This window comes from Ruegeria sp. SATB045, assembly GCF_059613525.1.
The window spans coordinates 92,354-113,411 of record NZ_JBXWSR010000036.1; the positions used below are offsets into that span (position 1 = coordinate 92,354).

Sequence of the window (21,058 nt, forward strand, 5' to 3'; positions counted from 1 at the left end):
TTGAATGATCTGCTTGGCCCAAATCTCATTGAACTTGAACGTCAGCCGTCCTGCATTACCAACGCCGAGATTGGGTTTGACACCTGGTCTGACCTGCGACCGTTCTCGAAACAAGTGGCAAGCGCCCGCGCCGCTCTGTTTCATGAATTTGACCGCGTCGATCGCGCACGCGCGTTAGGGCTTGCGAGGCTCTATGCCTATCACGGGTTTGGCGTTGAAGCGCTCGCCATGTTGGACCTTGCGAAGCCTGACGAAAGCGAGCGGCATATGATTGTAACAATCGCCCAGATTCTCGACGAACGCTCGGTGGATGAGCCGAACCCGTTTCAGAGGCAACAGCGATGCGACAGTGACGCAACCTTTTGGTCTGTATTGTCGGAAGGCGTACTAGCAAAAGATGCGCAACTGACGTCAATCGAACATGCATTTGCTCGTCTACCTGATCATTTGCGCAAGCAAATTGGCCCCAGACTGTCGGAAATTATGGTGGAAGGCAGCCAATTGGAAGCCGCAAGACGGGTGCTTCGATCCGTTGATCGGGTTGAGAACACCAGCAGCGCCGATACGTCCAAAGCCAAAGCAGCGATAGCTAAGGCGGAAGGCGACGGCCAAGAAACAGAGCTCCGTCTGAAAGAAGCAATCGAAGCGGAAGATGCGGGTTCCGAAGCGCCCCTTTCTTTGGCGCGCCTTATTGAAAAACGTTGGTCTGAACGCGGTGCGGTTTCACCCAAGGAATTGGGTTTGGCTGCGGCCTTTGAGATAGAATATCGCGAGTCCGAGATGCATCCAATGTTACAGCGTGCGCATGCGGTTGCACTAAGCCTAAGCAATGATTTCGATCAGGCGATGAATACCGCACTGCAAATACCCGATGGGCAAGACCGCGAGGGAGCCGTTAACCGCGTTGTGCAAATTCTGGTTGAGCGGTCCGAGGACATAACATTTCTGCGCCATACAATCGGCTTATCCGGCAATGTCTCGAAGGTTTTGACCACTGAAACCGCTGTCTCTGTCGCAGAACGTTTGGTAGAACTTGGGTTCGCCAGCCGGGCATTTGCGCTAGCGAACCGGCCTCAGGACACGTCTTTTAGGTCCAAAAGAGCAAGGCTTAGGGCGCATTCATCAATACTGCGGGGACGTCCACATCAAGCTTTGCTGGAGTTGGAGGGAGACATATCCCAAGACGCGTTGGCTCTTAAGACGCGGGCCTCGCAGGACATCGGGGATTTTGTACAAGCGGGACAACTTTTGGGCGATGCTAACGACCATGATGAAGCCAACAGGTTATTCTGGCTCGCTGGTCAATCCGACGCAATCACCAAAGAGCTTGAAGCCAAATATGGAACGGTCAACGACTTGACGCAGACTCTCACCAGTTCGCCTGAACGACACCCCGGAAAACCCTTGGCAGATGCAGAGGGCCTTTTGCAGGACAGTGCGGATACACGGGAAAATATCTCGACGCTTCTTGAAACGTTGAAAGACTAACTTTTTGAGTCTCTGAAATTTACTGTGCTTTTCTATAAGCAGGTGCAAAAAGCTGCGGGCTTAGATCGGAAAATCGTGAAGACACACCTGTCCAGCCCAAAATAGCCGCGGCGATGGCTTCTGCGCGCTCGGCACCGATCGCAGGCATGGCAAAGTCTTTGAACTTTGCGATCACATCTGCGCGGCTGAACGGATCTTCGGGCCCGCCTCGCGCGTGAACGTCGCCCGACGCAAAGACACGGCCGTCAGTTGTAGTAATACGCACATCCGCCCAACGTCCTTCGGGAAACCGTAGGGAATGACGTTGATCCTCGGATACCTGAATACGGGTGATGAAGGCGGCGACTTTTGGATCGCACAGACCCGCGCCAGAAATATGTTCGACCCCGATCCGCCCGTAAATCGCCTGAACGGCAACCGCAAAAGGCAGCGAGTATTGTGCTTGAGACGTCGTATCGGGCATTCCTGCGAATAAACGGGCGGCTTCATGAAAGCTGTTGATTTGCACCGTTTTGATCTGATCCGCCGATAGTGCATTGTTCAGCATCAGCATTCGCACCCCGTCAATGGCAGCGTGGGCCCATCTGCAGATAGGGTAAGGCTTCACGTATTGATGCTCGACTTGCCAGAACTGGCCCAGGTCAGCCCAGTACTGCGCGGCCGACTCGGCCTCGACCGTGATCGCTGGAGCGCCCGTAAACCCGCGTTCGGCCAGAACGGCGGCAGAGAGCCCGACCAATGCCCCCCAGCCCGATCCATCATGCAACATGGTAGGGTTCGCAATCTCGCGCATCATTTGACTGCGCGGGCCGTGATATTCGGCAATGCCCATGGCATGTCGCATCTGTTCGCGAGAATGGCGGCGCATCCGGGATGCCATGGCGACAACGCCCAACGCATTCCAGGCGCCCGATGTGTGATAATCACTGGCAGATGCGTGCAGTGACATACCGGCACGCCCGGCAACCTCGTACCCGGTGACGACGGCTGCCAGTGCTTCGGGGCCGGTCAGGTCCGGGCAATGTTCAGCCAGAGCGACCAGAGCCGGTAAAACCACCACGCCGATATGCCCTTTGGTAGGGTTGTAGCCGTCATGGCCGTCCAGATTGTCAATCTGCGTTGCCGCAGCATAGGCCGCGCCGGCCAGGCTTACGGTCCGCCCGTCAAACATCATGTGCGCGCTGAAACCAGGATCGGAACTGGCATAGAGCAGCGCTGCGGTATCCCGCGCGATCACACCAGCCTCCATCTGGGCGGACGCGATCAGGATACCCATCGTATCCAGCATCATCAGCGCAGCCGCTTCCTTGGCGGACTCTGGCATATCCGCCGCTGGCCGGTCCAAGGTAAACTCAGCAACACGGGTGAAAGCATTGGTCATTCGGCGGGCTCTGCTGCGGGTTGATGGAGGCCGCGCAAGCGAAGCCCGGACGGATCGAACGGAGGCTCTGCCAAGACAGTTGCGCTGTGTGGAGTGCCCAGAATGAATACCTCGACCTTGTCGCCGGGTTGCGCAGCGTCGGGGTTCACATATCCAATGGCGAGCGACTTGCCGACGGAATACCCATAAGCACCCGATGTGACGCGCCCGACCGGGCGTCCGTCAGGCGTGAAAATGGGCTCTCCCCCCGACGCATCGGCTATCTTGGCATCAATCTCAAAGATCGACAGTACTTCTCGGGGCGGAGTGTCCTTGATTGCCAGATAGGCGTTTTTGTTCAGGAAGTCCTTATCCAGTTTGATCAATCCTGACAGGCCGACCTCGTGCGGCCAATATTCCTGTGAATATTCGCGACCCCACGACCCATACCCCTTTTCGATGCGCAAAGACCCCAGCGCGCGACCACCAACAGGGCCTCCGCCAAGATCGTTTGCAGCGTCTAAAAGCGCAGTATAGAGCCTAACTTGATCCTCTTCGGCACAGTGCAACTCCCACCCCAAATCCCCGGTAAAGCTGACACGGATGGCTAAACACTGAACGCCCGCCACCTCGATTTGACGAGACCGCATGAAACGGAACCCCTCGTTAGACAGGTCTGCATTCGTCAGCCGTTGCAACAGATCGCGCGATCTGGGGCCGGCAACGTTGAAGCCAGCGATGCGGTTTGTGGCAACCTCGAAACTGGTGCCTTCTGGCAGATCAACCATGTTGAAGAACCGCTGGTGGTACCGCTCGGCCATACCTGAACCGATCATCATGTATTCGTCACCTGCGACTTTAGTGATGGTAAAGTCGCCCGCCACGCCACCACGCACCGAGATCAGAGGCGTCAGGCAGGACCGTCCAACCTCGGTTGGTACCCGGTTGGCAACAAGACGATCCAACCAATCGTGCGCCCCCAACCCCTTGATCACGTAGTTGGCGAAGTTCGAGATGTCGATCACACCCACATTGTCCCTCAGCATCTGGACTTCACAGCCAACCGGTTCCCACCAATTCTGGCGGGTGAAGCCGGCAGTCTCGACCACACCAGGCTGATCGGCGAACCAGAGGGGGTGCTCCCACCCGCAGTTCAGGCCAAAGACACAGCCCATGTTCTTTTGCATCTGATAGGCAGGGCGCACACGGGCGGGGCGGCCCGCGCTGCGTTCTTCGTTCGGGAAGTGAATGGCGAAGCGGTGCGTGTAAACGTCCTGCACCCGCGCTTTTGTGAAGGCCTTGTCGGCCCAGTCGCCAAACCGCGCCAGATCCCAGGCAAACATGTCGTATTGCGGCTCGCCCTCGATCATCCATTGCGCCGACAACAGGCCAAGCCCGCCCGATTGCGAAAATCCGGGGATGATGCCGGTGCAACAGAAATAGTTCTGCAGCTCGGGCACAGGCCCCCAGATCGCGTTCGAATCCGGCGACCAGATCATCGGGCCATTGATCACCCGCTTCACACCGGCGGTCGCGGCCACTGGTACACGGTCGGTTGCGCGGATGACGTTCTCCATGATGCGATCCAAATCGTCGGGGAACAGATCATGGGCGAAATCAAGCGGCGTGCCGTTTTCAGCCCAAAACCGCATGTCTTTTTCATAGGCACCGATCAGCAAACCGTTGCCTTCTTGCCGGAAGTAGTACTCGCCATCCCGGTCGGCGATGGACGGCAAGCGGCGGCCCAACGCGGCGACTTCATCAATCGCTTCGGTGACGAAATACTGATGTTCAGTCGGTTGCAGGGGCAGTTCAATACCCGCCAATGCGGCCACCTCACGCCCCCACAGGCCGCCGGCATTCACCACCCATTGCGTGTGGATATCGCCCTTTGCGGTGCGTACGATCCACGATCCATCTGGTTGCTGTTCAGTGCCTAACACAGGGCAAAATCGCTCAATGCTGGCACCCATCGCGCGTGCTCCGGCCGCATAGGCATGGGTCACGCCCGAGGGGTCAACATTGCCGCCATCGGGTTCGAACATGATACAGCGGATATCATCGAATTGCGCCAGAGGGTGCAGTTCCATGGCCTGTTCGCGGCTGATCTCGTGGAAGTTAAGACCGTAGAAACGCGCCTTGGCTTCTTGCAGGCGCAGTTGGTGTTCGCGATCCTCAGTCTGCGCCAAATAGAGCGAGCCGGATTGAAACACGCCACAGCCCTGCCCGGTTTCAGCCTCCAGCTGCTTATACAGGTTCATCGTATAGTGCTGGATACGGGTGATGTTGTTGTTGTCGTGCAGCCCGTGGATATTGGCCGCCGCGTGCCACGTGGATCCGCTGGTCAGCTCATCGCGTTCCAGCAAGACAACATCAGTCCAGCCCAGCTTGGCCAGGTGATACAGGATCGAGCAGCCGACCAGCCCCCCTCCGATGACAACGGCCTGAGCATGGGTTTTCATTGGCGCACCTCCTACAGAGCTTGCACGAAAGTCAGCCACAGGTCAGGGGCTACTGATGCTCTGTTCCCGACGCAAAATGTCGGTAATGACGATCAAAGCGCCGGAAACAAACGCCGCGTCGGCGGATCATCGCCCGGTGACACCAAACGCGCGATGTCGTGAGCGTTTGTGTCTTGAAATGAGACGCACTGATTCTTTGATTAAATTAGGAAGCACGAAAATACGTGCCGAATAGGTCGAAACGCGACGGGACAGGCTGGTTTGAAACACGGTGAAGACCGCGTGGATCAGCGGAAATCTTGAAAAGTTCCTAAAATGTTCTATATTTGTTCCACGTGAACGTCTGAGGTGGAACGGAGGTATTCGAGCTATGGCCAACGCTGCCCGTCAAAGCTGGTACGACGCACCCAGCAACGACTATCACATGCTGCCCGTCACGGACCGGCAGATGCGCTATGCGCGCGCGATTGCCCAGCAATCGGCGCTTGAAATCCCGGTCGAGGCACAACGCGACCGCAGGGCCATGTCCCAGTGGATTTCGGCGCATAAACAGGATGACCCGTCACCATTTGCCAATTACCCGACCGGCAAACAGGTCGCTTTTGCTGAACGGATCTCGCGTTCCAAACGCAGGCCGATACCGTCTGAGTGTTTCCGCGACAAGCACATGATGTCCCGGTGGATTGACACCAACAAATAGGCTCTAATCCGAGTGGTTTCGGGCATAAAGTGCCACGGCAGCGGCGACGAAGAGGCCCAGCAGGATGTAGCCTGTCACCGCTTCGGACACGGCCAACGCGCGGCACAGGCCGGTCGGGGCCATGTCACCATATCCAACGGTGGTGAAGGTGACGTATGAGAAATACAGGATGTCCCCCGGTCCGCTGGCACCGACCACGCAGTTGTCTTTATAGCCGAACGCACCGTAGACGGCGGCGAACAGGAAGGGGACGACCTGAATAAAGGAAACGCCCATCAAGAACAGCACACGACGCGGCGATTTCACTTGGGTCATGTAGAACCAGGACTGCGACACGATCCACAACAGCAAACCGACCGAGGCGAGGGTACCGATCGTATCGCCTGCGGTGGCCTCGCTCAGGCGTGATAGGCCGAACCACGCCACGAAACTGGCCACAACCATGCCACCCGCCGCCAGCAGGGTCGATTTCCATTCCTCCAGAGTGGTGGGTTTGCGCGACATTGGGCCTCCGGTCACAGGGTCTGCGTGTGATCATCCCGGTTTGCACCGGGGCCTGCAACCGGAATTGGCTTAATCTGCTCCCAGATGTTCCTGTCCGCGCGAACGTGCTAGACCTATCTGCTTTTGCCGCTCGCGGAAGCGCATTTTGTCCGCTTCCGAGGTCTCATCTACGCATTGGTGGCACGCAACGCCGTGCTCATATTCGGGCCGTTTCATATCCTCGGGCCGGATCGGGCGGCGGCAGCCGTGGCACAGGTTATGAGGCCCCTCGACCAGCCCATGCCCCACAGAAACGCGGTTGTCGAACACAAAGCACTCACCTTGCCAGGTGCTGTCCTCGGCGGGCATTTCCTCAAGGTAACGCAGGATACCACCCTTGAGGTGATAGACATCCTCGACCCCCTGCCCCAGCAGGAAGTTGGTTGATTTCTCACAGCGGATACCGCCGGTGCAGAACATGGCGACGCGCTTGTTGTGGAAGCGCTCCTTGTTTTCTTCCCACCACGCCGGGAATTCGCGGAAACTGGCTGTTTCAGGGTCTATTGCGCCCTCAAACGTACCAATCGCCACCTCGTAATCGTTGCGCGTGTCGATCACCACCACATCGTCCGAGCGGATCAGGTCGTTCCACTCCTCAGGCTCGACATAATTGCCGACGCGGGCAAGCGGATCGACATCCGGCTGGCCCATGGTCACGATCTCTTTCTTCCGGCGCACCTTCATCTTGCCAAAGGGCGGGTGGTCGGCGGTGGCCTCTTTCCACTCCAGATCGGCACAACCCGGCAGCGCTTTGATATGGGCCAGCACCGCGTCGATCCCGGCGCGGGGGCCCGCGATGGTGCCGTTGATCCCCTCTTGCGCCAGCAGCAGCGTACCTTTGACCGCTTGCGCGCGGCAAAGCTCCAACAGGGGCGCGCGCAGGGCGGCGTGATCAGCGAAACGGGTGAAGTGATAAAGGGCAGCGATGGTATACATGCGCGCGGTCTAAACCCACACGCACAGAGTCGCAAGGGACCGGATTGACGCCCCCTGCCCGCACCCTTACCGATAGCAAAAAGGAGATCACGATGACCCATGCCCTGATCGTAATCGACGTCCAAAACGATTTCTGCCCCGGCGGCGCGCTGGCGGTGCCCGAAGGCGACCAGATCGTGGCCCCTATCAACGCGATGATGGACGACTTCGACGCCGTGATCCTGACGCAGGACTGGCACCCGGCCGGGCATTCGTCTTTCGCCAGCTCTCATGCGGGGAAAAACCCCTATGACACGACCGAAATGCCCTATGGCCCGCAGGTCCTATGGCCCGATCATTGCGTGCAAGATACGCACGGTGCCATGTTTCACCCCAATCTGCGCACAGATGCGGACCTGATCATCCGCAAGGGGTTCCGCCCAACCATCGATAGCTATTCTGCCTTTTTCGAAAACGACAAGACCACCCCAACAGGGTTGGAAGGATACATGAACACGCGCGGCATACGAAAACTGACGATTGTAGGGTTGGCAACAGACTTCTGTGTACACTTCTCGGCCGTGGACGCAGCCCGGCTGGGATTCGAGGTCACAGTTCGGTTGGACGTTTGCCGCGCTATTGATCTGGATGGTTCACTGGCGACGGCTGAAGCCGCGATGCGTGACGCCGGTGTAACGCTGTCCTAAGGGGTCGCGCCACGCTCGGCCAGGTATTTGACAATAACAAACAGAATTACGGCCAGCCCCAGTGCCACGCCGATCCGTCCCGGCAAGGTACGGCGTTCGGGCGATGCTGGGGATTTGTACCGAGGGTTTGGCGTCCAGTCCGCAACTGTACGGCGCTGACCATTGCGCGGACGGGCGTTTTTAATGTCCCGAAGGAACTTTCGGAAATCGAACTCGCCGCAATATTCGCCCTGAACGCCCATCTTGCGAATATTGGCAAACAGAGCGCGCAGGATCCGCTCCCGTTCAGCCTCATCCCTTGGCCGGTATAGGCCGTGCACAAGATCGCTGCCGGTTGCGTCCAGACCAAAGCCTGCATCCTGAAAAATCTTGCGAATTTTTGGAGAGGCCGCCCTCAGAGCATCCGCAGTCTTCACACTGCGAAACATCGCACGCAGCACTGGTTTCTTCGAAAAACCATCCGGGCCCGAATCTGAATCCCCTTCCCCCGGATCGACGACAACAATGTCAAAATCGTACTCGAGAACCATTCACCAACTTAACCTCGTCCTTCGACCTCTCTTCTCACTAACCGGTGAAAAGAACACACAATATGCTCGCTTTGTGACCTGACATTGTCATTGTCACCAAACCAGCGACTCTTGCCATTCCACGCACCGATTGATCTAACAACGGAAATCGCAGGAGTTCCTCATGGTCGATATTGCGGCACGTGTGTACAATCATAAATGGCAGATTGACCCGATTGTACGGTCTTTAATCGACACAGATTTCTACAAACTGCTGATGTGCCAGTCAGTGTTTCGAAATCGGCCCCAAACGGATGTTGTGTTTTCGCTGATTAATCGGTCGAATCACATCCCTTTGGCCAAGCTCATCGACGAGGGTGAACTGCGCGAACAGCTGGATCATATCCGCTCACTCAGCCTCAGCCGTGGCGAAAGCACGTGGCTGCGGGGCAATATGTTCTACGGCAAACGACAGATGTTCCGGTCCGATTTCATGGAGTGGTTCGAGAATCTGCGCCTGCCCCCCTATCATCTGGAACGCAAGGGCGATCAGTACGAGCTGACGTTCGAGGGCAAATGGCACGAGGTCATGCTGTGGGAAATTCCCGCGCTTGCCGTACTGATGGAGCTACGCTCGCGCGCCGTGCTGAACGACATGCGCCGGTTCGAGCTGCAGGTGCTCTATGCCCGCGCAATGACCCGCGTTTGGGAAAAGATTGAACAATTGCGCGACATTGATGGACTGGGCATTGCGGATTTCGGCACCCGGCGGCGTCATTCGTTCCTGTGGCAGGACTGGTGCGTACAAGCCATGATCGAAGGATTAGGGTCTGCATTTTCCGGCACCTCGAACTGCCTGATCGCCATGCGGCGCGAGGTTGAAGCCATCGGCACCAACGCGCATGAACTGCCCATGGTCTATTCCGCGCTGGCCGATACGGACGCGGAACTGGCGCAAGCTCCGTATGATGTTCTCAGCGACTGGCATGAAGAACATGACGGCAACTTGCGCATCATCTTGCCGGACACCTATGGAACACAGGGCTTTCTGGACAGTGCGCCCGACTGGCTTGCAGGCTGGACTGGCATCCGTGTCGATAGTGGCGACCCAGCAACGGGGGCGGAAACCGCGATCAACTGGTGGAAATCACGCGGCGAGGACCCGCGTGAAAAACGCGTCATCTTCTCGGATGGGCTGGATGTGGACAAGATCCGAGAGCTGCATGGCCAATTCGCCGGACGGACAAAAGTGTCCTTTGGCTGGGGTACATTGCTGACCAACGATTTCCGCGGGCTGGTCTCGCATGACGCACTGGCACCGTTTTCGCTGGTGTGCAAAGCGGTCTCGGCCAATGGCCGTCCGACGGTGAAATTGTCGGACAACCCTGAAAAGGCGATGGGACCGGCAGACGAGATCGAACGTTACAAACGCGTCTTCGGCGTTGGCGCGCAAAAAGCGATTGAGGTGATCGTCTAGACCCTAACCATGGTAATTTGCCACGGTTTTAAGTTGTGAAAAGCCGTATAGCGCCTCGAAACCCTTTTCTCGGCCATGACCGGATTTGCCGACGCCGCCAAAGGGCAGCTCGACCCCGCCGCCTGCCCCGTAGTTATTGACGAAGACTTGCCCCGCATTCAGCCGTTTCGCCAGCCGCATCTGCCGTGCGCCGTCGCGGGTCCAGATGCTGGCGACAAGCCCATAGTCGGTGCTGTTGGCGATCTCTGCGGCTTCGTCCTCGGTGTCGAAAGGGATCAGCACCTGCACCGGGCCGAAAATCTCTTCCCGCGCCAACATGTGATCAGGCGTCACATCGGCGAACAGGGTTGGCCGCACATAAGCACCTTGAGCCGGAGCATCCTCAACGATCTGTCCTTGGCCGGCGATGGTCAGATCTTTGCCTTTGGCCAGAAACCCTTCGACAATCTCTTTTTGACGGGCCGAGATCAACGGCCCCACCCGCAAATCCTGCGCCGCAGGTCCAACGGTCAGATCAGCATAGGCCGCAACCATGCGCGCCTTGACCTGCTCGTAAACCCCACGCTGCACTAGAATACGGGACGAGGCCGAACAGGTTTGCCCCGCGTTCTGAATACCCGCATTCACCAGAAACGGAAGGGCCGCGTCCAGATCGGCATCATCAAACACCAGTTGCGGGGATTTTCCGCCCAATTCCAACGTTACTGGTACAACATTACGCCCCGCCGCCTGCTGCACCAAGGCCCCTGTCGCGACCGACCCTGTAAACGAGATATGGTGGACGCCCGGATGCGCCGACAGTGCCGCTCCGGCTTCGGCCCCTAAACCTGGCACCACGTTTAACGCACCAGCTGGCAAACCCGCTTGTTGGGCCAGATGAGCTAAGGCCAGCGCGGTCAGGCAAGCCTCTTCCGCCGGTTTCAGGACGCAGGCATTGCCCATCGCCAGTGCCGCCCCGACCGAACGCCCGATGATCTGCATCGGGTAGTTCCACGGCACAATATGGCCCGTTACCCCATGGGGTTCGCGCAGGGTATAAACGGTGTAGCCGTCCAGATAGGGAATCGTCTCACCCATCACTTTATCCGCCGCACCGCCGTAGAATTCGCAATACCGCGCCAAGGCCACCGCATCTGCGCGCGCTTGGGTCAGCGGTTTGCCCACATCCATCGCCTCTAACGCGGCCAGATCGTCCACGCGTTCGAGTACCAACTGACCTAAACGACTCAGGATGCGCCCGCGTTCCAGGGCGGTTTTATGGCCCCAATCCCCATCCAGTGCCGCCTGCGCGGCTGCGACCGCCGCGTCGATATCGGACGTGTCCCCCCGCGCGATGTGACAGATTTCAGTGCCATCCGAGGGGTTGATCAAAGGCAGGTCGACGCCAGCAGAGGGCGCGATCCACTCTCCACCGATCAAACAAAGTGCGGGGTTGAACCAAAGAGGATTGGGCATGTTTCTCTCCATTCAAGCTCTAATCATACATTTCAGCCAACAAGCGCCCCGATATCAGGCAGCACCGGCGCGGCGTCGATCAGGGTGCGGGTATAGTCGTGCTGCGGATTGGCAAAGACCTGCTCGGTCTCGCCTTGTTCCACGATCTTGCCCGCCTGCATGACCATCACCCGATCAGTGATAGTGCGCACCACGCTTAGGTCATGACTGATGAACAGATAGGTCAGGTCATAGGTCGCGCACAGCTCGGCCAGCAGATCGAGGATTTGCGCGCGGACCGAGACATCAAGGGCCGAGACCGCCTCATCAAACAGGATCAATTCGGGGCGAATGATCAAGGCGCGGGCAATGGCGATACGCTGACGCTGCCCGCCCGAGAACTCGTGGATGTATTTCCCAGCGTCATCGGGGTTGAGGCCCACGGCGGTCAGCATTTCTGCGATCCGGTCCTGCCGCTCGGTCCCTGTGGGCGGCGTGTCCAGCAAATGAAACGGTTCGGTGATCAAACGCGCGACTTTGTGGCGGGGGTTGAAGCTGCCATAGGGGTCCTGAAACACCACCTGCATTTTACGGCGCACCGCAGGGTTTGGTTTATGACCGGTGAAAACGAGTGCACCATCCAGACGGATTTCCCCCGCTTGTACCTCTTCCAAGCCCAGAATAGCCCGCGTTAGGGTCGATTTTCCACATCCAGACTCACCTACCAAACCCAGCCGTTCACCTCGATTGAGCGTAAAGCTGACCTGGTTCACCGCGCGGTGGTGGCCCGGCTTGTCGAACAGACCCTTGCGCGGCAAGCGATAGTCGCGGACGACCTGAGTGACCTCTAACAACGGGCGATCCCCCGCTGTGTCGGGCAAGGCCACCTGATGATCCGAGGCCTCAAACAGCATACGGGTATAAGGGTGCTGCATGCTGCGCAGCAGATCGTCGGTGGGGCCGGCTTCCACGACCTCACCGTGCCGCATCACGACGATCTGGTCTGCCATGTCAGCGACCACGGCCAGATCATGGGTGATCATCAGCAGACCCATGCCATATTCGCGAACCAACCCTTTCAGCAGATCGAGGATTTGTGCCTGCGTGGTCACGTCCAGCGCCGTTGTCGGCTCATCCGCGATCAGCAGCTTGGGCCGCAAGGCAATAGCCATGGCAATGACAACTCGCTGGCGTTGACCGCCTGACAGCTCATGCGGATAGCGAGACAGGGGAAAGCGGTCCGGGGGAAGGCCCACGCGGCGCATTACTTCTTTCGCGCGGTCCAGAGCCTGCGTCGCAGGCATGGCCTTATGGATCAGGATCGTTTCCATGACCTGATCGCCGATGGTCTTCACCGGGTTCAGGGCTGTCATCGGCTCCTGAAACACCATCCCGATTGCGGCCCCGCGCAGGGCACACATCTCGGCTTCGGGAGTGGTCAGCACGTCGCGCCCTTCCAGCCGGATCTCGCCCTGCGTCTGCGCCCCGTTGGGCAACAGTTGCATCACGGCCAAAGCGGTCATCGACTTGCCCGAGCCGCTTTCACCTGTCACAGCGACGATCTGTCCGGGATCAATGGACAGGTTGACCTGTTTCAGGATCGGCGCCCCGTGGATGGACAGCGACAGGTTTTCGACCTCAAGCAAACTCATGCGCGCGCCACCCTGATCCGAGGGTCCAGCCAATCACGCAGCCCATCGCCCAGCAGGTTCAGACCCAGCACCGTGACAATGATCGCCAGCCCTGGAATTAGAGCCAAATGCGGGGCAAAACTGACCATTGTCTGCGCATCGGCCAGCATTCGGCCCCAGCTGGGCGTGGGCGGTTGCGCACCAAGTCCTACGTAAGACAGGCCCGCCTCGGCTAAAATCCCAAGACTGAACTGAATGGTCCCCTGCACGATCAACAGATTGGCGACATTGGGCAGGATATGTTCCGCTGATATGCGCGCAGCACCCTTGCCCGAGACACGGGCGGCGAGGATGAACTCACGCTCCCACAGGGAAAGCGCCGCGCCACGGGTGATGCGGGCGAAGACAGGGATGTTGAAGATGCCGATGGCGATGATGGCGTTTATGGCCCCGGCACCGAATACGGCTGTGATCAGGATCGCAATGACCAGCGATGGGAAGGCAAAGACCAGATCATTGCCGCGCATGATCACCTCATCCAGCCAAGATCCCTTGCGCGCCGCCGCTGTCAGGCCAAGGGGCACGCCCAGCGCCATACCGATCCCCACGGCAACCAGAGCAACCGCAATCGACGTGCGCGCACCGACCATAATCATCGAAAACATGTCGCGGCCGAAATGATCCGTCCCGAACCAGTTCTGTACGCTTGGCGTCTTTAGCTTGCCGGGAATATCCAACGCGGCGTGGTCGTAAGGTGTCCAGACAAAGGACACCAAAGCCGCCAGCAGAACCAGCGAGGACAGCAGGGCGCCAAGGATCAGGTTGCGGCTCATGTCCGGCTCCTGAGGCGGGGATCGACGGCGGCATAGGCCAGATCGACCAGGAAATTCACGGTGATGACGGCAAAGACCAGCAACATGACAACCGATTCCACCACAATCAGATCACGGGCCGAGATCGCCTGAAACACCAAGCGCCCAAGGCCGGGCAGGTAAAAGACCTGTTCGATGATGATCGATCCGGCCAGCAGGAATGAAAACTGCAGCCCAATGATGGTCAGCACCGGAATCAGCGCGTTGCGAACGCCGTGCCGCCACAGGGCCTGACGGCGCGACAGACCCTTGGCGCGGGCGGTACGCATGAAATCCTCGCCCAGAATATCCAGCAGAGAAGACCGCATGACCCGTGCAAGGATCGCGGCTTGCGGCAAGGCCAGCGCGATGGCGGGCAGAGTCAACGAATGCAGCCCGGTCCAAAGCCCCTGATCCCAGCCAGCGAACCCTCCGGCGTTGAACCAGCGCAGGTTGATGGCAAAGATCAGCACCAGCATCATAGCAAACCAGAAATTAGGTACCGCGATGCCCAGCTGCGTCGCCCCCATTACGGTCAGATCGCCAGGCTTGCCCCGACGCGCAGCAGCATAAATCCCGGCGGGAAACGCGATCAGCGTCGACAGGGTCAGCGCGTATAGCGCCAGCGGCAGGGACACCCACATACGGTCGGCGATCATTTGGGAGACCGGCGTGCGATAGGTATAAGAAGTACCGAAATCACCCACCAGCATTCCGCCGACCCAGTTGAAGTAGCGCTCGAGCTTTGAGCCATCCAAGCCCAGCTCGGCCCGCAACGCGGCCAGTGTGTCCTCTTGCGCGTTTACGCCCAGCATGAAAGACGCTGGATCGCCCGGCGCGACCTCGATCACCGCGAAGATCACGACCGAGGCAACGGCCAAGCTGATCATCAGCGATATCAGGCGTTTGAAAGCGTAGCGCAGCATAGATCGCACGTTAGGGTCACAGGTGCCGTTGGTCCAGCGTCTAAGGTATCAGCAAATAAGCAGAAACCGCGTAGCCGACGATCGCGGCATAGCCCAGAGGATAGATCCACTTAACCGCGTAATTGTCCAGCTTGCGCGCCGTGTCTTCGCGCCCGGCGACCTTGAGTCTGCGCAAGGCGACATTGAACACAATCAGCGCCCCGGTCATCAGGAACATCCATTGCAGAACGAAATCCAGAAAGGTCAGATAGCCCAGCTTGGGCAGATCAGCAGAAATCGCCCAGTTGAAAGCAACGAAGACCAGCAGGTTGCCGCCCGCAATCTCGATCCGTTTGCGGTATTCGTCGAGAAAGAACAGCGCCCAGCCAACAGCAACGAGTACCAGCATGGGCATGAACACCCGGATCATGTAGTAGGTTTGATGCCTGCTGCCCTGAAAGGCCAGCGCCAACTGATCGCTATCTTTCCCCGACAGACCCTGAACCTGGGTTTTCACCATTCGCGCATTGCCCAGAACCCATTCTTCCTCGCCCAGCAGATCGCCCAGACCCGAGTAGTCTTCCAGCGGGTAATACGTCACGTAATCCGCGGGAAAGACTGAAACGACCTCGAAATAGAAATCCTGCGTGTCGAACGGGTACTTACGGAAATCGAAGTGAGGTGCCTGCAAGGTGAGCGAGGATTTCTCGACGTAAACCACTCGCCCGTCACTGCGCACCGAGGCGGCGGCCTCGTGTATCCATTTGTTGGATTGCTGATTGTGGATCACGAAAGCGGGCATGACGGCGCCAATCTCGGCCGCGTGGTCCGCCAAGTCAGACGGGTTGAAGACCCGAATGTCCCGCCCCGTCTGCTCTGCGTCAAACGCCAGCAGAGGGTCCGTCCATTCGAACCGCAAAACCGCCACCGCCCCATAGTTTTCCGCTTTTTGATCAACGCCGGTGATCTGGTCGATCCTGATCCCGACGCCCACATTCAGCGGATTTTCAGGGGTGCCAGCCAGTGCGTCCAACCGGGTGCTCAGCGCATTCTGCGCACCGGCCATCGAGGCCAGCCCGCACAGCGTTAACACGCATAGCAAAAGAACACGAAAAGACGTCATGATACCGTTCACCCCGACCCTTGAAAAACTGCGGCCGCACAATGCGACCCCAGTTCCGGTCATTCAGACCAACTGATCTGCGTCAGATCGATGGCAGCCGTGGGCGCGTTCTCCCACAGGCCCTGCACACCGGCTTTGGCAACACCCAGCTTGGCCAGCTGGAACAGGTAGCCATTGACGAAATCGGTGGCTATCAGGCGTTGCGCATCGCCCAACAGGTTCTTGCGCTCATCAGGGTCGGTGGTCTCGTTCAGAAGTTCCATCAACGCTTGAAAATCGCTGCTGTCATATTGGAAGTAATAGTCGGGCCGCGCATAGATGCCGATATCCATCGGCTCGGTGTGGCTGACGATAGTCAGGCCGAAATCCTTGCCCTTGAACACCGATTCCAACCATTGCGCCCATTCAACATTGATGATCTCGGCTTTGATCCCAACCTCCGCCAGCTGCGCGGCGATGATCTCACCGCCGCGACGGGCATAAGAGGGGGGCGGTAGATGCAGCGTGGTCTCGAACCCGTCGGCATAGCCAGCATCAGCCAGAAGCTGCGCAGCTTTCTCGGGGTTATAGGCCGAATTGCCGGTCAGATCGACATAGGCTGGATTGTGCGGCGCGAAATGGGTGCCGATGGGGGTTCCATAGCCAAACATCGCGCCGTCGATAATTGCCTGACGGTCGATCGCATGGGCCATAGCCTGCCGCACCCTTGTGTCGTCGAATGGTGCTTTCTTATTGTTGGTGGACAGGATCGTTTCGCCCTCGGTCGAACCGACCAACACTTGAAAACGGGGGTCGGCCTCGAATTGCGGCAGGTTCTCGGGCGCCGGGAAGTTGTCGAACACGTCCACATCCTCGGCCATCATCGCGGCAAAGGCTGCGGTGGGGTCCGAGATGAACTTGAACGTTGCTGTCTCAAGGCTGGGCTGATCGCCCCAATAGTTCGGGTTGCGATTCACCGTGATGCTGTCGCCCTGCACCCAGTTGCCAAAGGTATAGGCCCCTGTTCCCACGGGATTGGTCTTGATGTCGTCGATACTCTCGGGCGCGACAATCACTGCGTCGCCCCAAGCCATATTGAACAGGAAATTCCCATTCGGCGCGGACAAAGTGACCTTGACGGTCAGCGGATCGACCACCTCGACGCTGTCGATCCCGGCGAACAGAGCTTTCTGCGCATTCGCGCTGTCTTCGGCGCGAGCGCGGTCAAGGCTGAACTTGACGTCCTCGGCATCCATGGTCGATCCATCGTGGAACGTCACACCTTCGCGCAGCTTGAACGTATAAACCGTCCCGTCATCCGAGATCTCCCAGCTTTCCGCAAGACCGGGCACGACCGAGCCGTCCCCCATGAAACGGGTCAGCCCTTCGAAGATATTGGTATAGACCACCGAATCGATGGCTTGCGCGGCGGCACTTGTCGGGTCCAGATGCGGCGGCTCAAGCTGCATCGCGATGGTAATATCTGATTTGGCCAATGCCTCGCCTGCGAACAAGCTGGCACCGACGGCCAAAGCGGACGCAAAGGACCGAAATCTCTGCTTTGTCATGAAAATCACTCCCCACTGAAATATGCAGCCGCGTTTTTTTTCGGGCTATTGTCAGACCAATCTTCCCATAAACCTACAGTCAATCAAGGAAATGTTCGCGCAACCGGGGTTTCTATGCGGTGCCGCAATCTGCTATGCCGCGCTGCAACATAAACCCCGGAGGAGCGATCATGAGCGCCACCGCCCGCAAAAAAGCCCCCAACGCCGAAGATATTCGGGCGCGCAAAGGGGGCCAGCCTCTGGTCTCGCTGACCGCCTACACGACGCCGATGGCCCGATTGATGGACGACCATTGCGACTTCGTTCTTGTCGGCGACAGCGTCGGCATGGTCCTGCACGGACTGGAATCGACGTTGGGCGTGACGATGGAGATGATGGTTATGCACGGTCAAGCCGTCGCCCGCGGGCTGAGCAATGCGATGATGGTCATCGACATGCCCTTTGGCAGCTATGAACACTCGCCTGCCGACGCGTTCCGCAACGCAGCGCGGCTGATGGCTGAAACCAGCGCGGGGGCCGTCAAGCTGGAGGGCGGGGTCGAAATGGCCGAAACCATCCGCTTTCTGGTCAAGCGCGGCATCCCGGTGATGGCCCATATCGGCCTGACCCCGCAATCGATCAACACGTTGGGCGGATACAAGGTACAGGGCCGCGATGATCAGGCCGAGGCGGTTATGGCCGACGCCCACGCCGTCGCAGGGGCAGGCGCGTTTTCGATCGTGTTAGAGAAGGTTCCGCAGGGTCTGGCCGACCGCATCACCGCCGAGGTTGCGATCCCGACCATCGGCATTGGCGCGTCCGCGGGCTGTGACGGGCAGATTCTTGTGGTCGACGACATGGTGGGCTTTTTCACCGCCTTCAAACCGAAATTCGTCAAACGCTATGCGGAACTTGGCCCCTTGGCCGAGGCCGCCATCGCCGAATACGCCGCCGAAGTGCGCGCCCGCAGCTTTCCGGCGGACGAACATGTCTTTGCCGATCAGGCCCCGTCCAAAGGGCCAAAGACATGACAGCCCCCATCCTGCGCCGCCTTGCCGACCTGCGCGCGCTGACAACCGAATGGCACCGCAAGGGTGAGGTCATCGGCGTGGTTCCCACCATGGGCGCGTTGCATCAAGGGCACCTATCGCTGGTTCAGGCCGCCAAGGTGGGGGCCGACCGCGTCATTGTCACGATCTTTGTGAACCCCAAGCAGTTCAACAACCCTGAGGATTTGGCCAATTATCCGCGCACGGAACATGACGATGCGCAGAAGCTGGCCCCCTTTGACGTGGATGCGATCTATGTGCCCGATCCGGATGAGATCTACCCGCAGGGCTTTGCCACCACCGTTTCCGTCACCGGCCTAACCAACGTGATGGAGGGTGAATTCCGCCCCGGACATTTTGACGGCGTTGCCACCGTGGTTGCGAAACTGTTCCTGCAGACACAGGCAGACAGAGCCTATTTCGGGGAAAAAGACTATCAACAGCTGATGGTCGTGCGCCGTATGGCCCGCGATCTGGATATCCCGATCGAGGTGATCGGCTGCCCCACCGTCCGCGAACGCTCGGGGCTGGCGATGTCCTCGCGCAACCTGCGTCTGTCGCCCGAGGGGTTGGAGGTTGCTGCCCACAAACACCGGATCATGACCGAACTGGCCTCCGCTTTGAAAGATGGCACTGCCTTTGACGTTCTGGCTGCGCAAGCGCAGACCGGTCTGCTGGCCGCAGGGTTCACGCAGGTCGAATATATCCAACTGCGCTGCGCTGACAGCTTAGAGTCGCTGACTCATGCCGACCGCCCCGCCCGGCTGTTTGTGGCCGCTTGGGCAGATGGCGTGCGACTGATCGACAATATTCCGGTCTGAACGCTCTGGCACCCGCGCTATTGTTTGCGCTAAAGTCCTGCAAAACCAATACCGGAGGGGGGGCGCGGGGCATGACCTATATTCTCGCTATTGATCAGGGCACCACATCATCGCGGGCCATTCTGTTTGACGCTGAAATGCAGCGTGCGGGCACCGCACAGCACGAATTCACCCAGCATTTCCCGCAGGAAGGCTGGGTCGAACACGACCCCGAGGAAATCTGGGACAGCGTTTTGCGGGTCTGCCGTGAGGCGATGGAAACCAATGGCGTCACCCCCGACCAAATCGCCGGTATCGGCATCACCAACCAGCGTGAAACCACCGTGGTCTGGGATCGCGCCACCGGGAAACCGATCCACAACGCCATCGTCTGGCAGGACCGCCGCACCGCCGATATTTGCGCCCGCTATAAACAAGCAGGGTGTGAGGACGACGTGACGGCCCAGACCGGTTTGCTGCTGGACCCATATTTCTCGGGCACCAAGGTGAAATGGCTGCTGGATACCGTCCCCGGCGCGCGCGAAAAGGCCGAAGCCGGAGAGCTGCTGTTCGGCACCATCGACAGCTTCCTGATCTGGCGTCTAACCGAAGGCCGCAGCCACGCCACAGACGCCACAAACGCCGCCCGCACCCTGTTGTTCGACATCCACAAAGGCGAATGGAGCACGGAGATCTGTGATCTGCTGGACGTGCCGATGAATATGCTGCCGCAGGTCCATGATTGTGCCTCGGACTTCGGGGAAACGACTCTATTAGGGGGGAATATCCCCATTTTGGGCGTGGCGGGCGACCAACAGGCTGCCACCATTGGGCAGGCGTGTTTTCAGCCGGGGATGATGAAATCCACCTATGGCACGGGCTGTTTCGCGCTGCTGAACACGGGCGACAAACCGGTTGAGTCGAAAAACCGCCTGCTGACTACCATCGCCTACCAGCTGGACGGCAAACGGACCTATGCGTTGGAGGGCTCGATCTTTGTCGCCGGGGCCGCGGTGCAATGGCTGCGTGATGCGTTGCAGATCATCGAAACGGCCCCCGAAAGCGGAGAATTGGCGCAACAAGCAGACCCTAATCAGCATGTCGTGCTGGTGCCCGCTTTTACCGGGCTGGGCGCGCCTTACTGGAAACCTGACTGCCGGGGCGCAGTGTTTGGTCTGACCCGCAACTCAGGTCGGGCCGAGTTCGCCAAAGCCACCTTGGAAAGCATCGCCTACCAGACCCGCGATCTGTGGCACGCCATGCAGGGCGACTGGGGCGCGGATACCGATGTGACGCTGCGCGTCGACGGTGGCGCCAGCGCCTCGGATTGGGCGATGCAGGGTTTGTCGGACTATCTGGGGGCCGAAGTTGACCGTCCGGTGATGCAGGAAACAACTGCTCTGGGTGCGGCGTGGCTGGCCGGAATGCGCGCGGGGGTCTATCCCGATCAGCAAGGGTTTTCGGAAACATGGGCGCTGGATCGCCGGTTTAAACCAGAGATGTCGCAAGAGGACCGCGACGCCGCCTATGACCGTTGGAAACGGGCCGTGTCGGCCGCGATGGCGTTCTGAATCCGGT

18 protein-coding genes are annotated in these 21,058 nt (G+C 58.9%); 7 read left to right on the plus strand and 11 right to left on the minus strand.

Annotated features, from left to right (window positions below):
* Positions 1–1,488, plus strand: a complete 1,488-nt coding sequence (locus tag AC2FNR_RS19065) for a hypothetical protein (RefSeq protein ID WP_496850787.1) — start codon at positions 1–3, stop codon at positions 1,486–1,488.
* A 19-nt stretch (positions 1,489–1,507) separates the two neighbouring features.
* Here AC2FNR_RS19065 and AC2FNR_RS19070 read toward each other — a convergent pair whose 3' ends face one another.
* Complete coding sequence (locus AC2FNR_RS19070) at positions 1,508–2,869, minus strand: MmgE/PrpD family protein (RefSeq protein ID WP_496850789.1); 1,362 nt, start codon at positions 2,867–2,869, stop codon at positions 1,508–1,510.
* The gene (locus AC2FNR_RS19075; RefSeq protein ID WP_496850791.1) at positions 2,866–5,310 is read right to left on the minus strand and encodes a GcvT family protein; all 2,445 of its coding nucleotides are present in this window, start codon (positions 5,308–5,310) and stop codon (positions 2,866–2,868) included. Before AC2FNR_RS19075 ends, AC2FNR_RS19070 begins: the two co-directional genes overlap by 4 nt.
* A gap of 370 nt (positions 5,311–5,680) precedes the next feature.
* Between AC2FNR_RS19075 and AC2FNR_RS19080 the strand changes: the two genes are divergently transcribed.
* Complete coding sequence (locus AC2FNR_RS19080) at positions 5,681–6,010, plus strand: hypothetical protein (RefSeq protein ID WP_170755199.1); 330 nt, start codon at positions 5,681–5,683, stop codon at positions 6,008–6,010.
* 3 nt (positions 6,011–6,013) lie between these two features.
* Here the strand turns inward: AC2FNR_RS19080 and AC2FNR_RS19085 are convergent, their stop codons facing one another.
* Both AC2FNR_RS19085 and trhO read right to left on the minus strand, forming a co-directional pair.
* Positions 6,014–6,514, minus strand: coding sequence for a potassium channel family protein (locus AC2FNR_RS19085; protein WP_170755198.1), 501 nt, complete (start codon positions 6,512–6,514; stop codon positions 6,014–6,016).
* A gap of 69 nt (positions 6,515–6,583) precedes the next feature.
* Positions 6,584–7,489, minus strand: a complete 906-nt coding sequence (gene trhO, locus AC2FNR_RS19090; RefSeq protein WP_496850793.1) for an oxygen-dependent tRNA uridine(34) hydroxylase TrhO — start codon at positions 7,487–7,489, stop codon at positions 6,584–6,586.
* A gap of 92 nt (positions 7,490–7,581) precedes the next feature.
* On the opposite strand from trhO, the gene pncA reads away from it, so the two are divergent.
* A complete protein-coding gene (pncA, locus tag AC2FNR_RS19095) occupies positions 7,582–8,175 on the plus strand; it encodes a bifunctional nicotinamidase/pyrazinamidase (RefSeq protein ID WP_496850795.1) in 594 nt (197 codons plus the stop codon).
* On the opposite strand, the gene AC2FNR_RS19100 is transcribed toward pncA, so the two are convergent.
* Positions 8,172–8,705 carry a hypothetical protein gene (locus tag AC2FNR_RS19100; RefSeq protein ID WP_170755195.1) on the minus strand — a complete coding sequence of 178 codons (534 nt, stop codon included), beginning with the start codon at positions 8,703–8,705 and terminating at the stop codon, positions 8,172–8,174. The genes pncA and AC2FNR_RS19100 overlap by 4 nt on opposite strands.
* A gap of 163 nt (positions 8,706–8,868) precedes the next feature.
* Between AC2FNR_RS19100 and pncB the strand changes: the two genes are divergently transcribed.
* Entirely contained in the window at positions 8,869–10,161 is a 1,293-nt protein-coding gene (gene pncB, locus AC2FNR_RS19105; protein ID WP_170755194.1) for a nicotinate phosphoribosyltransferase, read from the plus strand.
* 3 nt (positions 10,162–10,164) lie between these two features.
* Here the strand turns inward: pncB and AC2FNR_RS19110 are convergent, their stop codons facing one another.
* Genes AC2FNR_RS19110 through AC2FNR_RS19135 form a run of 6 tightly spaced genes read right to left on the minus strand, consistent with a single transcriptional unit; the run spans position 10,165 to position 17,652 of the window.
* Positions 10,165–11,616 (minus strand): aldehyde dehydrogenase family protein, encoded by a 1,452-nt coding sequence (locus AC2FNR_RS19110; RefSeq protein ID WP_496850798.1) that lies wholly within the window; start codon positions 11,614–11,616, stop codon positions 10,165–10,167.
* Between the two features lie 32 nt (positions 11,617–11,648).
* The gene (locus tag AC2FNR_RS19115) at positions 11,649–13,247 is read right to left on the minus strand and encodes an ABC transporter ATP-binding protein (protein ID WP_496850918.1); all 1,599 of its coding nucleotides are present in this window, start codon (positions 13,245–13,247) and stop codon (positions 11,649–11,651) included.
* Complete coding sequence (locus AC2FNR_RS19120; RefSeq protein ID WP_480869095.1) at positions 13,244–14,059, minus strand: ABC transporter permease; 816 nt, start codon at positions 14,057–14,059, stop codon at positions 13,244–13,246. The genes AC2FNR_RS19115 and AC2FNR_RS19120 overlap by 4 nt, the downstream gene beginning before the upstream one ends.
* Positions 14,056–15,003, minus strand: coding sequence for an ABC transporter permease (locus AC2FNR_RS19125; RefSeq protein WP_480869094.1), 948 nt, complete (start codon positions 15,001–15,003; stop codon positions 14,056–14,058). The genes AC2FNR_RS19120 and AC2FNR_RS19125 overlap by 4 nt, the downstream gene beginning before the upstream one ends.
* A 40-nt stretch (positions 15,004–15,043) precedes the next feature.
* Positions 15,044–16,105, minus strand: coding sequence for a ligand-gated ion channel (locus AC2FNR_RS19130; RefSeq protein WP_170355880.1), 1,062 nt, complete (start codon positions 16,103–16,105; stop codon positions 15,044–15,046).
* Positions 16,106–16,164: 59 nt separating this feature from the next.
* Positions 16,165–17,652, minus strand: a complete 1,488-nt coding sequence (locus AC2FNR_RS19135; RefSeq protein WP_496850801.1) for an ABC transporter substrate-binding protein — start codon at positions 17,650–17,652, stop codon at positions 16,165–16,167.
* A gap of 170 nt (positions 17,653–17,822) precedes the next feature.
* On the opposite strand from AC2FNR_RS19135, the gene panB reads away from it, so the two are divergent.
* The 3 genes from panB (at position 17,823) to glpK (ending at position 21,051) form a co-directional block, all read left to right on the plus strand.
* Positions 17,823–18,662: a 3-methyl-2-oxobutanoate hydroxymethyltransferase gene (panB, locus tag AC2FNR_RS19140; protein ID WP_496850803.1), complete on the plus strand. Its 840-nt coding sequence runs from the start codon at positions 17,823–17,825 to the stop codon at positions 18,660–18,662.
* A complete protein-coding gene (gene panC / locus AC2FNR_RS19145; RefSeq protein WP_496850804.1) occupies positions 18,659–19,501 on the plus strand; it encodes a pantoate--beta-alanine ligase in 843 nt (280 codons plus the stop codon). The genes panB and panC overlap by 4 nt, the downstream gene beginning before the upstream one ends.
* Positions 19,502–19,572: 71 nt before the next feature.
* Complete coding sequence (gene glpK, locus AC2FNR_RS19150) at positions 19,573–21,051, plus strand: glycerol kinase GlpK (RefSeq protein WP_496850806.1); 1,479 nt, start codon at positions 19,573–19,575, stop codon at positions 21,049–21,051.
* Positions 21,052–21,058 lie beyond the last annotated feature (7 nt).

Coding starts and splice junctions, on each gene's coding strand:
- AC2FNR_RS19085 (WP_170755198.1), bottom strand. CDS start 6,514: ATGTCGCGCAAACCCACCACTCTGGAGGAATGGAAATCGACCCTGCTG.
- pncB (WP_170755194.1), top strand. CDS start 8,869: ATGGTCGATATTGCGGCACGTGTGTACAATCATAAATGGCAGATTGAC.
- AC2FNR_RS19135 (WP_496850801.1), bottom strand. CDS start 17,652: ATGACAAAGCAGAGATTTCGGTCCTTTGCGTCCGCTTTGGCCGTCGGT.
- AC2FNR_RS19120 (WP_480869095.1), bottom strand. CDS start 14,059: ATGAGCCGCAACCTGATCCTTGGCGCCCTGCTGTCCTCGCTGGTTCTG.
- panC (WP_496850804.1), top strand. CDS start 18,659: ATGACAGCCCCCATCCTGCGCCGCCTTGCCGACCTGCGCGCGCTGACA.
- AC2FNR_RS19130 (WP_170355880.1), bottom strand. CDS start 16,105: ATGACGTCTTTTCGTGTTCTTTTGCTATGCGTGTTAACGCTGTGCGGG.
- AC2FNR_RS19080 (WP_170755199.1), top strand. CDS start 5,681: ATGGCCAACGCTGCCCGTCAAAGCTGGTACGACGCACCCAGCAACGAC.
- AC2FNR_RS19115 (WP_496850918.1), bottom strand. CDS start 13,247: ATGAGTTTGCTTGAGGTCGAAAACCTGTCGCTGTCCATCCACGGGGCG.
- pncA (WP_496850795.1), top strand. CDS start 7,582: ATGACCCATGCCCTGATCGTAATCGACGTCCAAAACGATTTCTGCCCC.
- AC2FNR_RS19110 (WP_496850798.1), bottom strand. CDS start 11,616: ATGCCCAATCCTCTTTGGTTCAACCCCGCACTTTGTTTGATCGGTGGA.
- AC2FNR_RS19070 (WP_496850789.1), bottom strand. CDS start 2,869: ATGACCAATGCTTTCACCCGTGTTGCTGAGTTTACCTTGGACCGGCCA.
- glpK (WP_496850806.1), top strand. CDS start 19,573: ATGACCTATATTCTCGCTATTGATCAGGGCACCACATCATCGCGGGCC.
- trhO (WP_496850793.1), bottom strand. CDS start 7,489: ATGTATACCATCGCTGCCCTTTATCACTTCACCCGTTTCGCTGATCAC.
- AC2FNR_RS19125 (WP_480869094.1), bottom strand. CDS start 15,003: ATGCTGCGCTACGCTTTCAAACGCCTGATATCGCTGATGATCAGCTTG.
- AC2FNR_RS19100 (WP_170755195.1), bottom strand. CDS start 8,705: ATGGTTCTCGAGTACGATTTTGACATTGTTGTCGTCGATCCGGGGGAA.
- panB (WP_496850803.1), top strand. CDS start 17,823: ATGAGCGCCACCGCCCGCAAAAAAGCCCCCAACGCCGAAGATATTCGG.
- AC2FNR_RS19075 (WP_496850791.1), bottom strand. CDS start 5,310: ATGAAAACCCATGCTCAGGCCGTTGTCATCGGAGGGGGGCTGGTCGGC.